General features: G+C 75.3%; 15 protein-coding genes. 9 read left to right on the top strand and 6 right to left on the bottom strand.

Annotation, left to right across the window (positions count from 1 at the left end; translation table 11 throughout):
* Nucleotides 1-514 (top strand): hypothetical protein (locus ACI79O_RS04005; protein WP_456887691.1); only part of this gene is annotated, 514 nt, incomplete at its 5' end.
* Nucleotides 515-586: 72 nt separating this feature from the next.
* On the opposite strand, the gene ACI79O_RS04000 is transcribed toward ACI79O_RS04005, so the two are convergent.
* Complete coding sequence (locus tag ACI79O_RS04000) at nt 587-2,347, bottom strand: acetyl/propionyl/methylcrotonyl-CoA carboxylase subunit alpha (protein ID WP_456913424.1); 1,761 nt, start codon at nt 2,345-2,347, stop codon at nt 587-589.
* Nucleotides 2,348-2,476: 129 nt separating this feature from the next.
* Between ACI79O_RS04000 and ACI79O_RS03995 the strand changes: the two genes are divergently transcribed.
* Nucleotides 2,477-3,265 (top strand): FkbM family methyltransferase, encoded by a 789-nt coding sequence (locus tag ACI79O_RS03995; protein ID WP_456887696.1) that lies wholly within the window; start codon nt 2,477-2,479, stop codon nt 3,263-3,265.
* Between the two features lie 6 nt (nt 3,266-3,271).
* On the opposite strand, the gene ACI79O_RS03990 is transcribed toward ACI79O_RS03995, so the two are convergent.
* Genes ACI79O_RS03990 through ACI79O_RS03980 form a run of 3 tightly spaced genes read right to left on the bottom strand, consistent with a single transcriptional unit; the run spans nt 3,272 to nt 5,738 of the window.
* Nucleotides 3,272-3,874, bottom strand: a complete 603-nt coding sequence (locus ACI79O_RS03990) for a Maf family protein (protein ID WP_456877754.1) — start codon at nt 3,872-3,874, stop codon at nt 3,272-3,274.
* On the bottom strand, nt 3,871-4,113 hold the full coding sequence (locus tag ACI79O_RS03985; RefSeq protein ID WP_456913423.1) for an acyl-CoA carboxylase subunit epsilon: 243 nt from the start codon (nt 4,111-4,113) through the stop codon (nt 3,871-3,873). The genes ACI79O_RS03990 and ACI79O_RS03985 overlap by 4 nt, the downstream gene beginning before the upstream one ends.
* On the bottom strand, nt 4,110-5,738 hold the full coding sequence (locus tag ACI79O_RS03980; RefSeq protein ID WP_456887699.1) for an acyl-CoA carboxylase subunit beta: 1,629 nt from the start codon (nt 5,736-5,738) through the stop codon (nt 4,110-4,112). The genes ACI79O_RS03985 and ACI79O_RS03980 overlap by 4 nt, the downstream gene beginning before the upstream one ends.
* Nucleotides 5,739-5,757: 19 nt before the next feature.
* On the opposite strand from ACI79O_RS03980, the gene ACI79O_RS03975 reads away from it, so the two are divergent.
* From ACI79O_RS03975 to ACI79O_RS03960, 4 genes are all read left to right on the top strand, one after another.
* Entirely contained in the window at nt 5,758-6,597 is an 840-nt protein-coding gene (locus tag ACI79O_RS03975) for a biotin--[acetyl-CoA-carboxylase] ligase (protein WP_456887701.1), read from the top strand.
* 32 nt (nt 6,598-6,629) lie between these two features.
* Nucleotides 6,630-7,205, top strand: coding sequence for a PH domain-containing protein (locus ACI79O_RS03970; protein ID WP_456913422.1), 576 nt, complete (start codon nt 6,630-6,632; stop codon nt 7,203-7,205).
* Between the two features lie 91 nt (nt 7,206-7,296).
* Complete coding sequence (locus ACI79O_RS03965; protein ID WP_456887709.1) at nt 7,297-8,445, top strand: exonuclease SbcCD subunit D; 1,149 nt, start codon at nt 7,297-7,299, stop codon at nt 8,443-8,445.
* Nucleotides 8,442-11,402, top strand: a complete 2,961-nt coding sequence (locus tag ACI79O_RS03960; protein ID WP_456913421.1) for an AAA family ATPase — start codon at nt 8,442-8,444, stop codon at nt 11,400-11,402. Before ACI79O_RS03965 ends, ACI79O_RS03960 begins: the two co-directional genes overlap by 4 nt.
* 56 nt (nt 11,403-11,458) lie before the next feature.
* On the opposite strand, the gene ACI79O_RS03955 is transcribed toward ACI79O_RS03960, so the two are convergent.
* Entirely contained in the window at nt 11,459-12,742 is a 1,284-nt protein-coding gene (locus ACI79O_RS03955; protein ID WP_456887714.1) for an acyltransferase family protein, read from the bottom strand.
* Nucleotides 12,743-13,045: 303 nt separating this feature from the next.
* The gene (locus ACI79O_RS03950; RefSeq protein WP_456913420.1) at nt 13,046-13,504 is read right to left on the bottom strand and encodes a GtrA family protein; all 459 of its coding nucleotides are present in this window, start codon (nt 13,502-13,504) and stop codon (nt 13,046-13,048) included.
* Between the two features lie 141 nt (nt 13,505-13,645).
* Here ACI79O_RS03950 and ACI79O_RS03945 point away from each other — a divergent pair, with 141 nt between their 5' ends.
* Genes ACI79O_RS03945 through purE form a run of 3 tightly spaced genes read left to right on the top strand, consistent with a single transcriptional unit; the run spans nt 13,646 to nt 16,085 of the window.
* Entirely contained in the window at nt 13,646-14,317 is a 672-nt protein-coding gene (locus ACI79O_RS03945) for an SGNH/GDSL hydrolase family protein (RefSeq protein WP_456913419.1), read from the top strand.
* Between the two features lie 34 nt (nt 14,318-14,351).
* Entirely contained in the window at nt 14,352-15,554 is a 1,203-nt protein-coding gene (locus ACI79O_RS03940) for a 5-(carboxyamino)imidazole ribonucleotide synthase (protein WP_456887720.1), read from the top strand.
* Nucleotides 15,555-16,085: a 5-(carboxyamino)imidazole ribonucleotide mutase gene (gene purE / locus ACI79O_RS03935; RefSeq protein WP_456913418.1), complete on the top strand. Its 531-nt coding sequence runs from the start codon at nt 15,555-15,557 to the stop codon at nt 16,083-16,085.
* Nucleotides 16,086-16,186 lie beyond the last annotated feature (101 nt).

The raw sequence follows: 16,186 nt of genomic DNA, 5'->3' as shown, positions 1-16,186 counted from the left end.
GGTGCTGCAGCCCGACGGGAACCTGGTGGTGTACGCCTCCGACGGGCGCGCGGTGTGGAACGCCCGCACCCAGGGCAGTCCCGGCGCTCAGCTGCGGATGCAGGACGACGGCAACCTGGTGCTGTACCGAGTGGATGGATCACCGGCCTGGTGGACCGGCCGGGACGCCTTCGACGTGCTGCGCGCCGGGGACCGGATGGCGGGTGGGCAGTCGCTGCGCTCGCCGTCGGGGGAGTACCGGGTGGTGGCCCAGCCCGACGGCAACCTGGTGGTGTACGCCTCCGACGGGCGGGTGCTGTGGCACGCGCACACCCACGGCAGCCCCGGTGCGCGGACGGTGCTGCAGCCCGACGGGAACCTGGTGGTGTACGCCTCCGACGGGCGCGCGGTGTGGAACGCCCGCACCCAGGGCAGTCCCGGCGCTCAGCTGCGGATGCAGGACGACGGCAACCTGGTGCTGTACGCGACCGGCGGCCGGGCCCTGTGGTCGTCCCGTTACGGCCGCTCCTACTGACCGACCGGGCCCCTAGGCCGTCAGGCCATGGCCGGAGGCGCGTGGCCGGGTGTGCCTGCCCGGTCCCGGGTGCTACGCGGCGTCGACGATCGTGCAGATGGCCGCACCGCTGGTGACGGTGGCGCCGACCTCGGCGGACAGGCCGCTGACCGTGCCGGCCCTGTGCGCGGTGATCGGCTGCTCCATCTTCATCGCCTCGAGGACGACGACCAGGTCGCCCTCGGCGACGGTGTCCCCGTCGGCGACGGCGACCTTGACGATCGTGCCCTGCATGGGCGAGGTGAGGCTGTCGCCGGAGGCGGCCGACCCGCCGTGACCCGAGCCCCGCTTGCGCGGCCGGGGCTCGGCACCGGCCGGGGCCGGCCCGCCGCCGGCCGCCAGGCTGGCGGGCAGCGACACCTCGAGGCGCCGACCGCCGACCTCGACGACGACGGTCTGCCTCGGCGCCTCCTCGTCGGCCTCGGCCGGCGCGGCGCTGTAGGGCGGGACCTGGTTGTCCCACTCGGTCTCGATCCACCGGGTGTGCACCGTGAACGGCTCGCTGGTGAACGCCTCGTCGCGGACCACCGCCCGGTGGAACGGGATCACCGTCGGCATGCCCTCGACGACGAGCTCGTCGAGCGCACGGCGGGCGCGCTGCAGCGCCTCCGCGCGGGTGGCCCCGGTGACGATCAGCTTGGCCAGCATCGAGTCGAACGCGCCTGCCACCTCGCCGCCGGTCTCGACGCCGGAGTCCCAGCGGACACCGGGGCCCTGCGGGATCTCCAGCCGGGTGACCGGGCCGGGGGCGGGCATGAAGTTGCGCCCGGCGTCCTCGGCGTTGATCCGGAACTCGATGCTGTGCCCGCGGGGGGCGGGGTCCTCGGTGATCGACAGCGGCAGGCCCTCGGCGATGCGGAACTGCTGGCGGACCAGGTCGATGCCGCTGGTCTCCTCGCTGACCGGGTGCTCCACCTGCAGGCGGGTGTTGACCTCGAGGAAGGAGATCGAACCGTCGGTGCCGACGAGGTACTCCACCGTACCGGCGCCGTGGTACCCGGCCTCCCGGCAGATGGCCTTGGCCGACTCGTGGATGCGGGCGCGCTGCTCGTCGGTGAGGAACGGCGCCGGGGCCTCCTCGACCAGCTTCTGGTTGCGCCGCTGCAGCGAGCAGTCGCGGGAGCCGACCACGACGACGTTGCCGTGGGTGTCGGCCAGCACCTGCGCCTCGACGTGCCGCGGCTTGTCGAGGAAGCGCTCGACGAAGCACTCGCCGCGGCCGAAGGCGGCCACCGCCTCGCGGACGGCGGAGTCGAACAGGTGGGGGATCTCCTCCTCGGTGCGGGCGACCTTCAGGCCGCGCCCGCCACCTCCGAAGGCGGCCTTGATGGCCACCGGCAGGCCGTGCTCCCGGGCGAAGGCGACCACCTCGTCGGCGCCGGCGACCGGGTCCTTCGTGCCGGGTACGAGCGGCGCGCCGGCCTTCGTGGCGATGTGCCGGGCGGCGACCTTGTCGCCGAGGGCGACGATCGACTCGGGGGAGGGGCCGATCCAGGTCAGCCCGGCGTCGATGACGGCCTGCGCGAAGTCCGCGTTCTCCGACAGGAAGCCGTAGCCGGGGTGCACCGCGTCGGCGCCCGAGCGCTTGGCGGCGTCGAGGATCTTGTCGATCACCAGGTAGGAGTCGCCCGGCGTCGTCCCGCCGAGGGCGAAGGCCTCGTCGGCGGCGCGCACGTGGAGGGCGTCCCGGTCGGTCTCGGCGTACACCGCGACGCTGGTCAGCCCGGCGTCCCGGCAGGCGCGGGCCACGCGGACGGCGATCTCGCCGCGGTTGGCGATCAGGACCTTCTGCACCGGGCTGCTCCCTCGTTGGTGGACCGGTCGGACTGTAGCCAGTGCGACGCCGACGTCCGGCGGTGCCCTCGCCTTCGGGACCCGCTCCGGCGGGCGCACGCGGCGTCGGTCCTCGCATAGCATCCGCGGATGCTGGTCGTGCATCGTCTGCTCCTCACCCGCATGCCGGCGCTCTACTTCCACCTGCGCAACGTCGGCCGCAAGGTCACCGGGACGCGGCGCCGTCAGCGTCGCCTGTTCGCCGAGCTCGTCCGCCCCGGGGACCTGGTGTTCGACGTCGGGGCCAACATCGGCGAGTTCACGGCCGCCTTCCGCGACCTGGGGACCCGGGTCGTGGCGGTCGAGCCCCAGCCCCGCCTGAGCGCGCACCTGCGCGCCCGCTTCCGCGCCGACCCGTTGGTGACCGTGGTGGGGACGGCGGTGTCCGACCACGCGGGCGAGGCGACGCTGTACTGCACGACCGCGGACGCGCTGGCCACCCTGGAGGAGACGCGTGCCACAGGCGGGGCCACCGGTGCCGGCGCCGAGCTGGAGTGGAACGGCAGGATCACCGTCCCGCTGCGGACGCTGGACTCGCTCGTGGCCGAGCACGGGAGCCCGGTGCTCGTCAAGATCGACGTCGAGGGTCACGAGTCCGGCGTGGTACGGGGCCTGACCACGGCCCGACCGTCGGTCTTCTTCGAGGTCAACCGGCCCGGTGTCCACGAGGTGGTCGACACGCTGGCAGCGCGTGGCTACACCGACTTCTTCGTCCGGGAGGCCGAACGGTCCGACTGGGTATCCCGGCACCCGATGTCAGCGGCGCGGGTGGCCGCCTACCTGGCCGGGTCCGTGGCGGACTGCGACTGCTTGGCGGTGTCCCCGGATCCGCGGTCGGCGGTCGCCCGTCGGCCGGCCGTGCCGCCGGACGGTGACTGAGACGACCTACCGCCGCCAGAGGTCGGTGATCGTCAGCCCGCGGCGGCGCAGCTGCTCGCGCAGCGCGGCCAGCGACAGGCCGACGACCGACGCCGGGTCCCCCTCGACCCGGCGGACGAACGGCGCGCCGAGCCCGTCGAGGGTGAAGGCGCCGGCGACCGCGAGCGGCTCCCCGGTGGCCAGGTAGGCCTCGATCTCCTCCGCCGTCGGGGTGGCGAAGTGCACGACGGTCGAGGTGACGACGACGTCGCGGCCCTCGACCCGGCCGGCGCGCACGTCGAGCAGCGCCTGGCCGGTGTGCAGGACCCCGGAGCGCCCGGACATCCGCCGCCAGCGGTCGCGGGCCTCGTGCGCGTCGGCCGGCTTCCCCATGGCCTGCCCGCGGAACTCCAGCAGGGAGTCGGCGCCGACGACGAGGGCGTCGTCCTCCCGGCCGGCGACGGTGGCGGCCTTCGCCGCGGCCAGGAGCGCCACCCGCTCGCCGACGCGCGGCGCGGTGACGGTGGACTCGTCGAGGTCGCTCACGACGACCTCGGGGGCGAGCCCCGCCTGGCGGAGCAGTGCCAGCCGGGCCGGCGAGGCGGAGGCCAGCACCAGCCTCCGGCTCATCCGGGCCGTCCCGCGGCGCGCCAGCCACCGGGGCCGGGGCGCAGGACCGGCCGGTGCAGGGCGGCGGGGGAGGCCCACGCCCCGACCGGGACCGGCCGGCGGCGCGGCCGGCTCCGCTGGGAGAGCGCGGCGACCACGACGGTCAGCGCGGCGAGCTCCTCGGCGGTGGGCTCCCCCCGGACGACCCTCAGCAGCGGGCGCTGCGGCGCGCTCTCGGCGGACGACGGTGTCGTCGTCACAGCGGGATGTTCCCGTGCTTCTTCGGCGGCAGGGTCTGGCGCTTGTTGGCCAGCAGCCGCAGCGCCTTGGTCACCTGGACGCGGGTGTGCGACGGCAGGATGACCTGGTCGACGAAGCCGCGGTCGGCGGCGATGTAGGGGGACAGCAGGGTGTCCTCGTACTCGGTGACCAGCTCGGCGCGGCGGGCCTCGGGGTCGTCGGCGTCGGCGAGCTCGCGCCGGTAGAGGATGTTGACCGCGCCCTGCGCGCCCATGACCGCCACCTGCGCGGTCGGCCAGGCCAGGTTGAGGTCGGCGCCCAGGTGCTTGGAACCCATGACGTCGTAGGCGCCGCCGTAGGCCTTGCGGGTGATCACCGTGACCTTCGGGACCGTGGCCTCGGCGTAGGCGTAGATCAGCTTCGCCCCGCGGCGGATGATCCCCTCCCACTCCTGCGACGTGCCGGGGAGGAAGCCCGGGACGTCGACGAAGGTGAGCACCGGGACGTTGAACGCGTCGCAGGTGCGCACGAAGCGGGCGGCCTTCTCGCTGGCGTCGATGTCGAGCGTGCCGGCGAACTGGGTGGGCTGGTTGGCCACGACGCCGACCGGCCGCCCCTCGACCCGGCCGAAGCCGACGAGGATGTTCGGCGCGAACAGGGCCTGCACCTCGAGGAACTCGCCGTCGTCGAGGACGTGCTCGATGACGGTGTGCATGTCGTAGGGCGTGTTCGGCGAGTCCGGGACGAAGCCGTCGAGCTCGAGGTCCTCCTCGGTCACCGCGTCGGGCAGCGTGACGTCGACCGGCGCGACGTCGACGGCCGGCAGCGGGTCGAGGTTGTTGCTCGGCAGGTAGGACAGCAGCGCCTTGACGTAGTCGAGGGCGTCGGCCTCGTCCTCGGCGAGGTAGTGCGCGACGCCGGACTTCGTGTTGTGGGTGCGGGCGCCGCCGAGCTCCTCGAGCGTGACGTCCTCGCCGGTCACCGTCTTCACGACGTCGGGACCGGTGATGAACATCTGGCTGGTCTTGTCGACCATGACGATGAAGTCGGTGAGCGCGGGGGAGTAGACGTGCCCGCCGGCCGCGGCGCCCATCACCAGCGAGATCTGCGGGACGACGCCGGAGGCGTGCACGTTGCGCCGGAAGATCTCGCCGTAGAGGCCGAGGGAGACCACGCCCTCCTGGATGCGCGCGCCGCCGCCCTCGTTGATGCCGATGACCGGGCAGCCGTTGCGCAGGGCCAGGTCGAGGACCTTGACGATCTTCTCGCCGTAGACCTCGCCGAGGCTGCCGCCGAACACGGTGACGTCCTGGGAGAAGACGCAGACCGGCCGGCCGTCGACGGTGCCGTACCCGGTGACGACGCCGTCGCCGAAGGGCCGGCGGGCCTCCATGCCGAAGGTGGTGGAGCGGTGGCGGGCGAACTCGTCGAGCTCGGTGAACGAGCCGGGGTCCAGCAGCGCCTCGATCCGCTCGCGGGCGGTCATCTTCCCCGCCGCGTGCTGCTTCTCGACCGCCCGCTGCGAGCCCGCGTGCACGGCCTCCTCGACACGCTGCCCGAAGTCCGCCAGCTTGCCGGCGGTCGTGTGGATGTCGACGTCGCCGGGGACGTGCTCGCCGGCGCTCTCCAGTTCAGCCGCACTCACGGAGCCGTAGCGTAGGGGAGTGCCCGACGCGCCCTCCGCCCGCTGGTCGGAGCTCGACCGCCCACCGCTGGACGCCGCGGCCCTGCAGGCCGCCCTCGTCCGCGACAGCCGCCTGTGGCGCGCGCTGGAGGTCGTCGAGGAGACCGGCTCGACCAACGCCGTCCTCGCCGGACGGGCCGCCGACGGGGAGCCGGAGGGGACGGTCCTGGTCGCCGAGCACCAGTCCGCCGGGCGCGGCCGGCTCGACCGCACCTGGGTCTCGCCGCCACGCGCCGGGCTGACCGTCTCGGTGCTGCTGCGCCCCGACGTCCCGGCCGCCCGCCGCGGCTGGCTGCCGCTGCTCACCGGCGTGGCCCTGGCCGAGGCCGTCGGCGAGGTCGCCGGGGTCCGCACGTCGCTCAAGTGGCCCAACGACCTGCTGGCCGTCGACGGCGCCAAGCTCGCCGGGATCCTCGCCGAGGCCTCGAGCGGCGCGGTCGTCGTCGGCACCGGGCTCAACGTCACCACCCGCCGCGAGGAGCTGCCGCCCACCGGGACGTCGCTGTCGGTGGTCACCGGCGGCCCCGTCGACCGGGGCCCGCTGCTGCTGACCTTCCTGCGCGGGCTGGAACGCCGCTACCTCGCCTGGACCGCCGCGCTCGGCGACCCCGTCGCCAGCGACCTGGCCCGCGACTACCTCGCCTGGTCCTCGACGGTCGGCGCCGACGTCGTCGTCACCCTGCCCGACGGGTCGGAGGTGGCCGGTTCCGTCACCGCCGTCGACTGGGACGGCCGGCTGGTGCTGTCGACCGCGACCGGCACCGTGGAGCTGGCCACCGGCGACGTGCAGCACGTGCGGACACGCCCGCGGGGAACCTGACTCGCGGGCTCCGCTCGGTCATCCTCCTCTACGTGCCCTACCCCGACCGGCTGCTGGCCGACGACGAGGAGGTCGTCGCCCACCTGCACCCGCACTGGACGACGCTGTTCTGGCCGGTGGTCCGGTTCCTCGTGGTCGTGGGCGCCGCCTCCTACCTCGCCGCGCTCGTCCCCGCCGGCCGCCAGCAGGGCGTGCTGCGGATGCTGCTGCTGGCGGTCGCGCTGGTCGTGCTCACCGTCGCCGTCGCGGGCCCCCTGCTGCGCTGGCGCACCACCCACGTCGTCGTGACCACGCACCGGGTGCTGGTACGGACCGGCGTGCTCTCCCGCCGCGGCCGCGACGTCGCCCTCTCCCGCGTCACCGACGTCTCCTGCCGCCAGACGCCGTGGGAGCGGATCGTGCGGTCGGGCACGGTCACCGTGGAGTCCGCCGGCGACGGGCCCCCGCTGGTGCTGCGCCGCCTGCCCGACAGCGACGGCGTGCAGGCGCTGCTGGCCCAGCTCGTCGAGGACGACCCTCGGCTGGGCGGCCCCGCCGGGGACGGGCACGACGAGGACTGGTACCAGGACTGGTCGTCGGTCGAGTCCCGCACCACCCGCCTGCGCTGACCCGCCGGCCCGCGCCCCCGGCGGGGTGTGACCGATCGGTCACGGCGAGCCTGGCCGGATCTGTCGGTACGGCGACCTACCTTCCGCACCCATGCGGCTGCTGCACACCTCCGACTGGCACATCGGACGGTCACTGCACGGCGCCGACCTGCTCGCCGAGCAGGAGACGGTGCTCTCCGGCCTGGCCGACGTCGTCGCCGCCGAGCGGGTCGACGCGGTCGTGGTGGCCGGTGACGTCTACGACCGTGCGGTGCCCTCGGCCGATGCGCAGGCCGTCCTCGACGCGGTGGTCGCCCGGCTGGTCGGGGCCGGCGCGGCGGTCGTCCTGACGCCGGGCAACCACGACTCCGCGCGCCGGCTGAGCACCTTCTCCGGCCTGCTGACCCGGTCGGGCGTGCACTTCCGCACGACCACCGGCGGCCTCGACGAGCCGGTGCTGCTGTCCGACGCGCACGGCGACGTCGCGGTCTACGGCCTGCCCTACCTGGAGCCCGAGCTCGCCCGCCACGAGCTCGGCCTGCGCGAGGCGCGCAGCCACGAGGCGGTGCTGCGGGCGGCGATGGACCGCGTCCGCGCCGACCTCTTCCTCCGCCCGGGCACCCGCTCGGTCGTGCTGGCGCACGCCTTCGTCGGCGGCGGCGTGGCCAGCGACAGCGAGCGCGACATCTGCGTCGGCGGCGTCGACCTGGTGCCCGCGTCGGTGTTCGACGGCGTCGACTACGTGGCGCTGGGCCACCTCCACCGGCCGCAGTCGCTGTCCGACCGGCTGCGCTACAGCGGTTCGCCGCTGCCCTACTCCTTCGGCGAGGCCGGCCAGGACAAGCAGGTGTGGCTGGTCGACCTCGACGCCGGCGGGCTGGCCGGCGTCCGCGCCGTGCCGTTGCCCCTGCCCCGCGCCCTGCGGGTCCTCAGCGGCACCCTCGAGGAGCTGCTGGCCGACCCGGTGCACGCCGCGGCCGAGGAGGCGTTCGTCTCCGCCCGCCTCACCGACCCCGTGCGCCCGACCGACCCGATGCGCAAGCTGCGCACCCGCTTCCCGCACTGCGTGCACCTGGAGTGGTCCGGCGGCGGGACCCCCGACGGGCGCAGCTACCAGGAGCGGCTGCGCGGGCGCGGCGACCTCGACGTCGCCGGCGAGTTCGTCAGCCACGTCCGCGGCGGGGTCGCCGCCACCTCTGCCGAGCGACACCTGCTCGGGCGCGCGCTGGCCGCCGCGACCCGCGAGGAGCCCGCCCGGTGAGGCTGCACTCCCTCACGCTCACCGCCTTCGGGCCCTTCGCCGGCACCGAGACCGTCGACGTCGACGACGTCGCCCGTGACGGGCTGTTCCTGCTGTGGGGTCCCACCGGAGCGGGCAAGACGACGTTGCTCGACGCCGTCGTGTTCGCCCTCTACGGCGTGGTGCCCGGAGCCCGCGGCGAGGCCCGCCGGCTGCGCAGCGACCACGCCGACGCCGCCACCCGCACCGAGGTCGGCTGCGAGCTCACCCTGGCCGGGGAGCGGCTGCGCGTGGTGCGCCGGCCGGAGCAGACCCGGCCCAAGAAGCGCGGCACCGGCGAGACCACCGAGCAGGCGCGGCTCACCGTGCAGCGCTGGACCGGCAGCACCTGGGAGCCGGTGAGCACCCGCATCGACGAGGGGTCGGAGTACCTGCGCGTCCGGCTGGGGCTCTCGGCCGAGCAGTTCTGCCAGGTGGTGCTGCTCCCGCAGGGCGACTTCGCCCGGTTCCTGCGCGCCGAGCCCGAGGACCGCGCCAAGCTGCTGCGCACCCTCTTCGACGTCGACCGGTTCGCCCGTGCCGAGGAGTGGCTGGCCGGCGAGCGGCGGGCCGCCGAGGAGGCGCTGCGCGCCGACCGGCACCGGGTGAGCATGCTGCTGCACCGGGTGGCCCAGATCGCCGACGTCGCGGTGCCCGAGGACCTCGCGCCGGAGCTGGTCGGCGCGCGGCCGGGTGCGTCGGTGGGCGCCTGGGTGCGGCAGGTCCGCACCCAGGCGGCCGAGCGGCTGGCCGCCGCGCGGACCGCCGCGGCGGCCGCGGCCGCCGACAGCGCCCGGGCCGACGCCGAGCTCGCCGCCGCCCGCGCGCTCGCCGACCGGCACGCCCGGCGGGACCGCGCCCGCGCCTCACTCGAGGAGCTCACCGCCCGGGAGCCGCAGCTGGCGCCGCTGCGGGCCCGCGCCGACGCCGGGCGCCGTGCCGAGGTGCTCCGCGACGTGCTGGAGACCGCCGAGCGCGGCGCGCTCGCCGCCGCGCGCGCCGCCGCGGCCCGCGAGCGCGCCGCGGCCGCCTGGGCCGCGGTCGGCGGTGGGCACCCGGCCACCTCGGCGACGGCGCGCGACCTGCGGGACGCCGCCGCGCAGGCCCGCGCGCTGCTGCCCGACGCCGGCCGGGCCCGCGCGCTGGCCGGCGACGCGTCCCGGCTCGCCGGCGCGGTGCAGCGGCTGACCGCCGCCTGCGCCGACGGCGCGCGGGCCGCGGAGGAGGAGCCGGCGCGGGTGGCCGCCGCCCAGGCCCGCCTCGACGCCGCGCAGGCCGCCGCCGCGCGGCTGCCCGGCCTGACCGCCGCCGCGGAGGCCGCCCGCGCCGCTCTCGACGCCGCCACCCGCGCCGCCGCGCTCGCCGGCCGGCTCGACGGCGCCCGCGCCGCGGCCGACGCCGCCCGGCTGGGCTGGCTGGAGGCGCGGGAGCGGCTGGTGGAGGTGCGCACCGCCCGTCTCGACGGCATGGCCGCCGAGCTCGCCGCCGGGCTGACCGACGGTGCCGACTGCCCGGTGTGCGGCTCCGCCGAGCACCCGCGCCCGGCGGTCCCGGCCGGGGCGCCGGTCACCGCCGACGACGAGGAGCGCGCCCGCGCCGCCGCCGACGCCGCCGACGAGCGCCGCACCGCCGCCGCGGCGGGGGTCGAGGCGCAGGAGCGCGAGCTCGCCGTGCTGCGCGCCCGCGCGGGCGACGAGCCGGCCGAGGCGCTGGCCGCCCGCGCCACGGCCGGCCGGGCCGAGCTCGAGGAGGTGTCCCGGCTGGCCGGCGGCGTCGAGGCCGCCCGCCGGGCGCTGGTCGCGGCCGAGCAGCGCCGCGACGCGTCCGCCGCGGCGCTCGCCGCCGACCGGGAGGCGCTGCAGCGCCGCACCGCCGAGCAGGCGGCGGCCGAGCAGGCGGCGGCCGAGGCGGCCGCCCGCGTCGACGCAGCCCGCGGTGACGACCCCGACCTGCCCTCTCGCGCCGCCCGGCTGACCGCCGAAGCGGAGCGCTGCGAGGCCGCCGTCGCCGCGGCGGAGGAGGAGGTGCGCGCCACCGAGGCGGTCACCACCGCCGGCGCCGCGGCCGGGGAGCGCGCGGCCGCGGCCGGGTTCGCCGGCGTCTCCGACGCCGGCCGCGCCCTGCTGCCCGCCGGTGAGCTCGCCGCCCTCGACGCGCGGCTGCGCGCGCACGACGACGCCCGCGCGGTGCTCGCCGCCACCCTCGCCGACCCCGACCTCGCCGACCTCGACCAGCGGCCCGACGTCGCGGCCCTGCAGGAGCGCTACACCGCGCTCACCGCCCGCCGCGAGGAGGCGGTGACCGCCCTCGACCAGGCCCGCCGCTGCGCGGCAGCGCTCGACGGGCTGGCCGGCGACGTCCTGGCCGCGGAGGAGGAGCTCGCCGAGCGCCGCGCCCGCGCCGACCAGGTCGGCGGGCTGGCCGACCTGGTCGGCGGCCGCGGTGCCAACACGCTGCGGATGCGGCTGCAGTCCTTCGTGCTCGCCGCCCGCCTCGAGCAGGTGGCCGAGGTGGCCAGCCGCCGGCTGCAGGAGATGTCGCGGGGGCGCTACACCTTCCTGCACAGCGACGCCCTGGGCCGGCACGGCGCCCGCGGCGGCCTGGGCCTCGACGTGCTCGACGAGTACACCGGCACCCGGCGCCCGACCAAGACCCTCTCCGGCGGCGAGAGCTTCATGGCCTCCCTCGCCCTCGCCCTCGGCCTGGCCGACGTCGTCACCGCCGAGGCCGGCGGCGTGCAGATGGACACGCTCTTCGTCGACGAGGGCTTCGGCACGCTGGACGCTCAGGCGCTCGACGCGGTGATGACCGTGCTCGACGAGCTGCGCCGCGGCGGGCGCACGGTCGGGGTGATCAGCCACCTCGAGGAGCTGCGTACCCGCATCCCCACCCGACTGGAGGTCGTGGCCGGGCGGTCGGGCTCGCGCCTCGCGGGCTGAGCGGGGTCCCGACGACGACCCTCCGGGCGGGTCGCCGCCTACCTCTGCCAGCCGGGTCAGACCCCCCTGACGGGAGACGCGCTATCCGGCGACGAACGGGGTGTCCGGGGGTCGGTGCGTCCGGAGCGGGGCTGGCGGTCCAGTGCGGGGAGGTGGCGATGGAGGTCCCGGGAGGCGCTGTGCCGGGGGATGCCCACCGGCGCGCTCGCCGTGGACCGCATCGCGTGGGGGCGTGAGATGAGTGGTCGGTCATCCACCGGGGCGGGAGCGGAGACCCCCACCCGCTCGCTCCCGCGCCCGCCGCCCTGCAGCATCCCCAGCGTCGCCCGCCGCAGGCGAGGACCGCAGGGCTTCTCGACCAGATGGTGCAGGGCCAGTCCCACGAGGCACGACACTGCGGTCGCCAGGCCGATGGCCGCCCAGGGGCCGGTGCTGTCGCGGAAGAGGTGGATGACGTACCAGCCCAGGTTCTCGTGGATCAGATAGAGCGGATACGTCAGAGCGCCTGCCAGGGGCATCCAGCGGGCGTGCGTGGTGGCGAGCGGAGTGAGCGTCACGAGGGCCACCAGGCCGAAGCAGGCCAGGGTCGCGAGTGCGATCCCCACCTTCGACGGAGGCCAGGGGACCTCGTCCGAGAGTGCGCCTGGGTAGTAGCCCATGGCGAAGTTGAGGCCGAACAGCGCCTGCATCCCCACCAGCAGCCACGTCCCGAGGTCGTGGCCATCCCGGTGGACGACAAAGAGCAGCATCCCCCCGGAGAAGAACGGAGCGTAGTCCGGCATGAGGACGACGGTGAGCAGGTCGGAGTGCGTGGCCGCGGCAATGGCTCCGACGATCGGCCAGAGGGCACAGAACGCCAGGACCCGGCCGCGCGTTATGCCCCACAGCATCAGCAGCGCGATGAGGGCGTAGAACCGCGCCTCGTACCACAGGGTCCAGTACACACCGTCCAGGTCCGGCACACCGAAGGCGGCCTGCACCATCGTGAGGTTCAGGAGGCTGCGAGCGACACCGACCTGCTTGTCGAAGAAGGCGGGGTTCTCGGGCCAGAGGACGAGTACCAGGACGATGCTGATCGTGACTGCCGCCCAGTAGGCGGGAAAGAGTCGGCCCGCCCGGGAGGCGATGAAATCGGGGAGGTCCCTGTTCCAGGAGCTCATCAGCAGGACGAATCCGCTGATGACGAAGAACAGCGGGACGCCCAGGCGTCCATAGGTGGTCCACTCCCCTACCGGAGCGACCGCTTCGGGCACCGGACCGTCCCAGGCCGGGCTGTCGCGAGCGGTGAAGTGGAAGCCCATGACAGCCATGGCCGCGAACAGGCGCAGGACGTCGAGCATGCCGAGGCGTCGCTGGCTGTTCCCTGAGCTGCTGGTCGTACGCACCGACGTAACTCCCCGTGTGGGTCGCGGATCGCCGCCCGGTGACGGAGTCGGCTCGGTCGCCGTCCGCAGAGGAGCGGGCGGGCGTTGCCGAACGTAACGATTCGGTAGCTCGACTGGAGGACGACGCCCCGGACCGGACCTCTCCGTCACACCGGGAGCATCACTGGTCCCACGGATCCCGTGGGACGCGAGATCTCGGGCCCCCGGTGTGCGTGAGGCAGGTGGGGCCTTGCCTGCCCCGGAGTTCGGTGTGCTGGGTCAGGCGCTGGACGGCGTGGATGCCGCCACGGGGTCCCGGGATGCCCTTTCGGGTCGGGCGACGTCATCGGCCCTCGGCGGGAAGACCCAGCGCCGGTAGGCGAACCAGCGGACCACGGTGCCCAGTCCGATGGAGGCGACGTTCGTCGCCTGCAGCACCAGCGCGTGCTCCTGGCCGAGCGGATGACGCACGAACGCCACCAGGGCCAGTCCCATCAGCAGTGTAGTCCCGTTCACCAACATGAAGGCGGCGTACTCCCGCCGGTAGCCGGTGCGCTCCCGGTGCGTGAAGGACCAGAACCGGTGCCCGAGGTAGGCCGCCGTCGTCGAGACGGTCGTGGACACCAGTTTCGCGGTCACCGCGCCGGTGCCGGAGACGTAGAGGAGCTGGAACAGTCCGACGTCGAGGGCGAAGCACGCCGCGCCGACCGCGCCGAATGCGCTGAGTTCCCTGAGCAACGCGTGACACGTCGTCTCAGCGCGGCGGCGGAGAGCCGGGAGGAGCCGCATTGCACCGACTCTACGGCTCACGGCCTCGCCGCCCCCCACCGCTCAGCGCGCGTTCCATCGTCTCCTCCGGGTTGAGCAGACAATCGGTCCGTGCGATCCCCCACCCGCCTGGCCCGTCCGCGCCGAGTCCGCCGGCTGAGCGCGGGCGTGCTGCTCGCGGCGCTGTCAGCGACCGCGTGCTCCGCCTCGCCAGACCACGTCGAGGGCGTCGACACCAGCGGCGTCGTCCTCGTCGTCATCGGTGACTCGCTCACCGCTGGTTCACGACCCCTGGCAGGAGGCGAGATCGAGGGCGAGGGGTCGTGGGTGCCGTCCGCGGTGGGCGACCCGCTCCTCCTCGGCGGTGGATGGGCGGTCCCCGGCGCCACCACCGCGGACATGCGCAGTGGGGTCCGACACGTCGACGGCGACGTCCTGGTGGTCATGGCCGGTACCAACGACGTCGGCACCGGCGTCGACTGGACAGCCAGCCGGGACAACCTCCTGGCGATCACGCGGACACTACGCATCGGGGAGGTCATCGTCTCGGCGATACCGCCGTCCGCTGCCCACGCGGAGTCCGTCACCGCGTACAACGACCGGCTCCGGCAGGTTGCGACAGAGCAGGGCTGGGTCTTCACCGACCCGTGGGCGGGGGTTGCGCAGGACGGGCGCTGGGTGGCGGGTGCGTCCTCGGACGGCGTCCACCCCACACAGGAGGTGGCCGACGAGGTGGGTCGCTCGATCCGGACCACGGTCCTCGCTCGGGCGGACGGTGGCTGACGCACTGGGCCGGGCCACTAGCCTCGACAGCGCCATGACCTCCCTCGACCCGCGCACCGGTCTACCTGTCGTCGTCATGGTCGGCGGGGGACAGCTCGCGCGCATGACCCACCAGGCCGCGATCGCCCTCGGCCAGTCGCTGCGGGTGCTGGCCACCGGTGCCGACGAGTCCGCGGCGCTGGTCGCCGCCGATGTCCGGCTCGGCGACCACCGCGACCTGGGTGCGCTGCGCGCCGTGGCCGACGGAGCCACCGTGCTCACCTTCGACCACGAGCACGTGCCCAACGAGCACCTGCGCGCCCTGGCCGCCGAGGGCGTACGGGTCGCCCCCGGCCCCGATGCGCTGTTGCACGCCCAGGACAAGCTGGTCCTGCGCCGGGCGCTGGCCGGGGCGGGGGAGCCGCAGCCGGCCTGGGCTGAGGCGCCCACGGTGCACGCGGTGGCCGCGTTCGCCGAGGAGGTCGGCTGGCCGGTCGTCGTCAAGACCCCGCGCGGGGGCTACGACGGCCGGGGGGTCTTCGTCGTCCACGGTCCCGACCAGGTCGCCGACCTGCTGGAGCGGCACGGGACCCTGCTGGTCGAGGAGCGGCTGCCGCTGGTGGGGGAGCTCGCGGTGCTCGTGGCCCGCTCCCCGTTCGGGCAGGTCGCCGTCTGGCCGGTGGTCGAGACCGTCCAGCGCGACGGCATCAACACCGAGGTCCTGGCGCCCGCACCCGGGCTGGACGAGGAGACCGTGCTGGCCGCCCAGGAGCTCGCCGTCCGCGTCGCCGACCGGGTGGGCGTCGTCGGGGTCATGGCCGTGGAGCTGTTCCGGACCGCCGACGGGGTGCTGGTGAACGAGCTGGCGATGCGCCCGCACAACTCCGGGCACTGGACGATCGAGGGCGCGCGCACCAGCCAGTTCGAGCAGCACCTGCGCGCCGTCCTCGACTACCCCCTGGGGTCGACGGCGATGACCGCGCCGGTCGTGGTCACGGCCAACGTGCTCGGCGGGGCGGCGTCGGCGGAGGGCTGGGACGGCCCCGGCGTCGACGAGCGGGTGCACCACCTCATGGCGCACTGGCCCGACGTCAAGCTGCACTGGTACGGCAAGGGCCAGCGCCCCGGCCGCAAGCTCGGCCACGTCACCGCGCTGGGCGACGACCTCGCGGAGGTCCGCGCCCGCGCGCTCGCCGCGGCCCGCTACCTCGCCGACGGCGTGGTCGACCCCGCCTTCGCCTTCCCCCGGGAGCACTGAGTGGACCCGCTCGTCGGCAGCCCCCTCGTCGGCGTCGTCATGGGCAGCGACTCCGACTGGCCGACGATGGAACCCGCCGCACAGGCGCTCGCCGAGTTCGGCGTCCCGTACGAGGTGCACGTGCTGTCCGCGCACCGCACGCCGCAGCGGATGCTCGACTACGCCACCTCGGCGGCCGGGCGGGGCCTGCGGGTGCTCGTCGCCGGGGCCGGGGGAGCGGCCCACCTGCCCGGCATGCTCGCCGCGGCCACCCCGTTGCCGGTCGTCGGCGTCCCCCGGCCGCTGGACCGGCTCGACGGCCTCGACAGCCTGCTGTCGATCGTGCAGATGCCGGCGGGCGTGCCGGTGGCCACGGTGTCCATCGGCGGCGGGCGCAACGCCGGGCTGCTCGCCGTCCGCATCCTGGCCGCCGCGGACCCGCGGCTGCGGGCGGCGGTCGAGCGGTTCCAGGCCGACCTCGCCGACTCCGTGGCGGCCCGCGACGCCGCGCTGCGCGACCGCCTCTCTGGTCACCAACCGCCCCAGCCGTGACAGGACCCCCGTCCGGTACCTCACGCAGGGTGGTTGAGCTCTTACCGTGAGCTGATTGACGGCAGCGTCGGCTCGGTCCGGTGCCACGAGAACCGGAGCGG

The organism is Geodermatophilus sp. SYSU D00696 (genome assembly GCF_054050235.1).
This window is presented reverse-complemented; position numbering and strand designations above follow the sequence as displayed.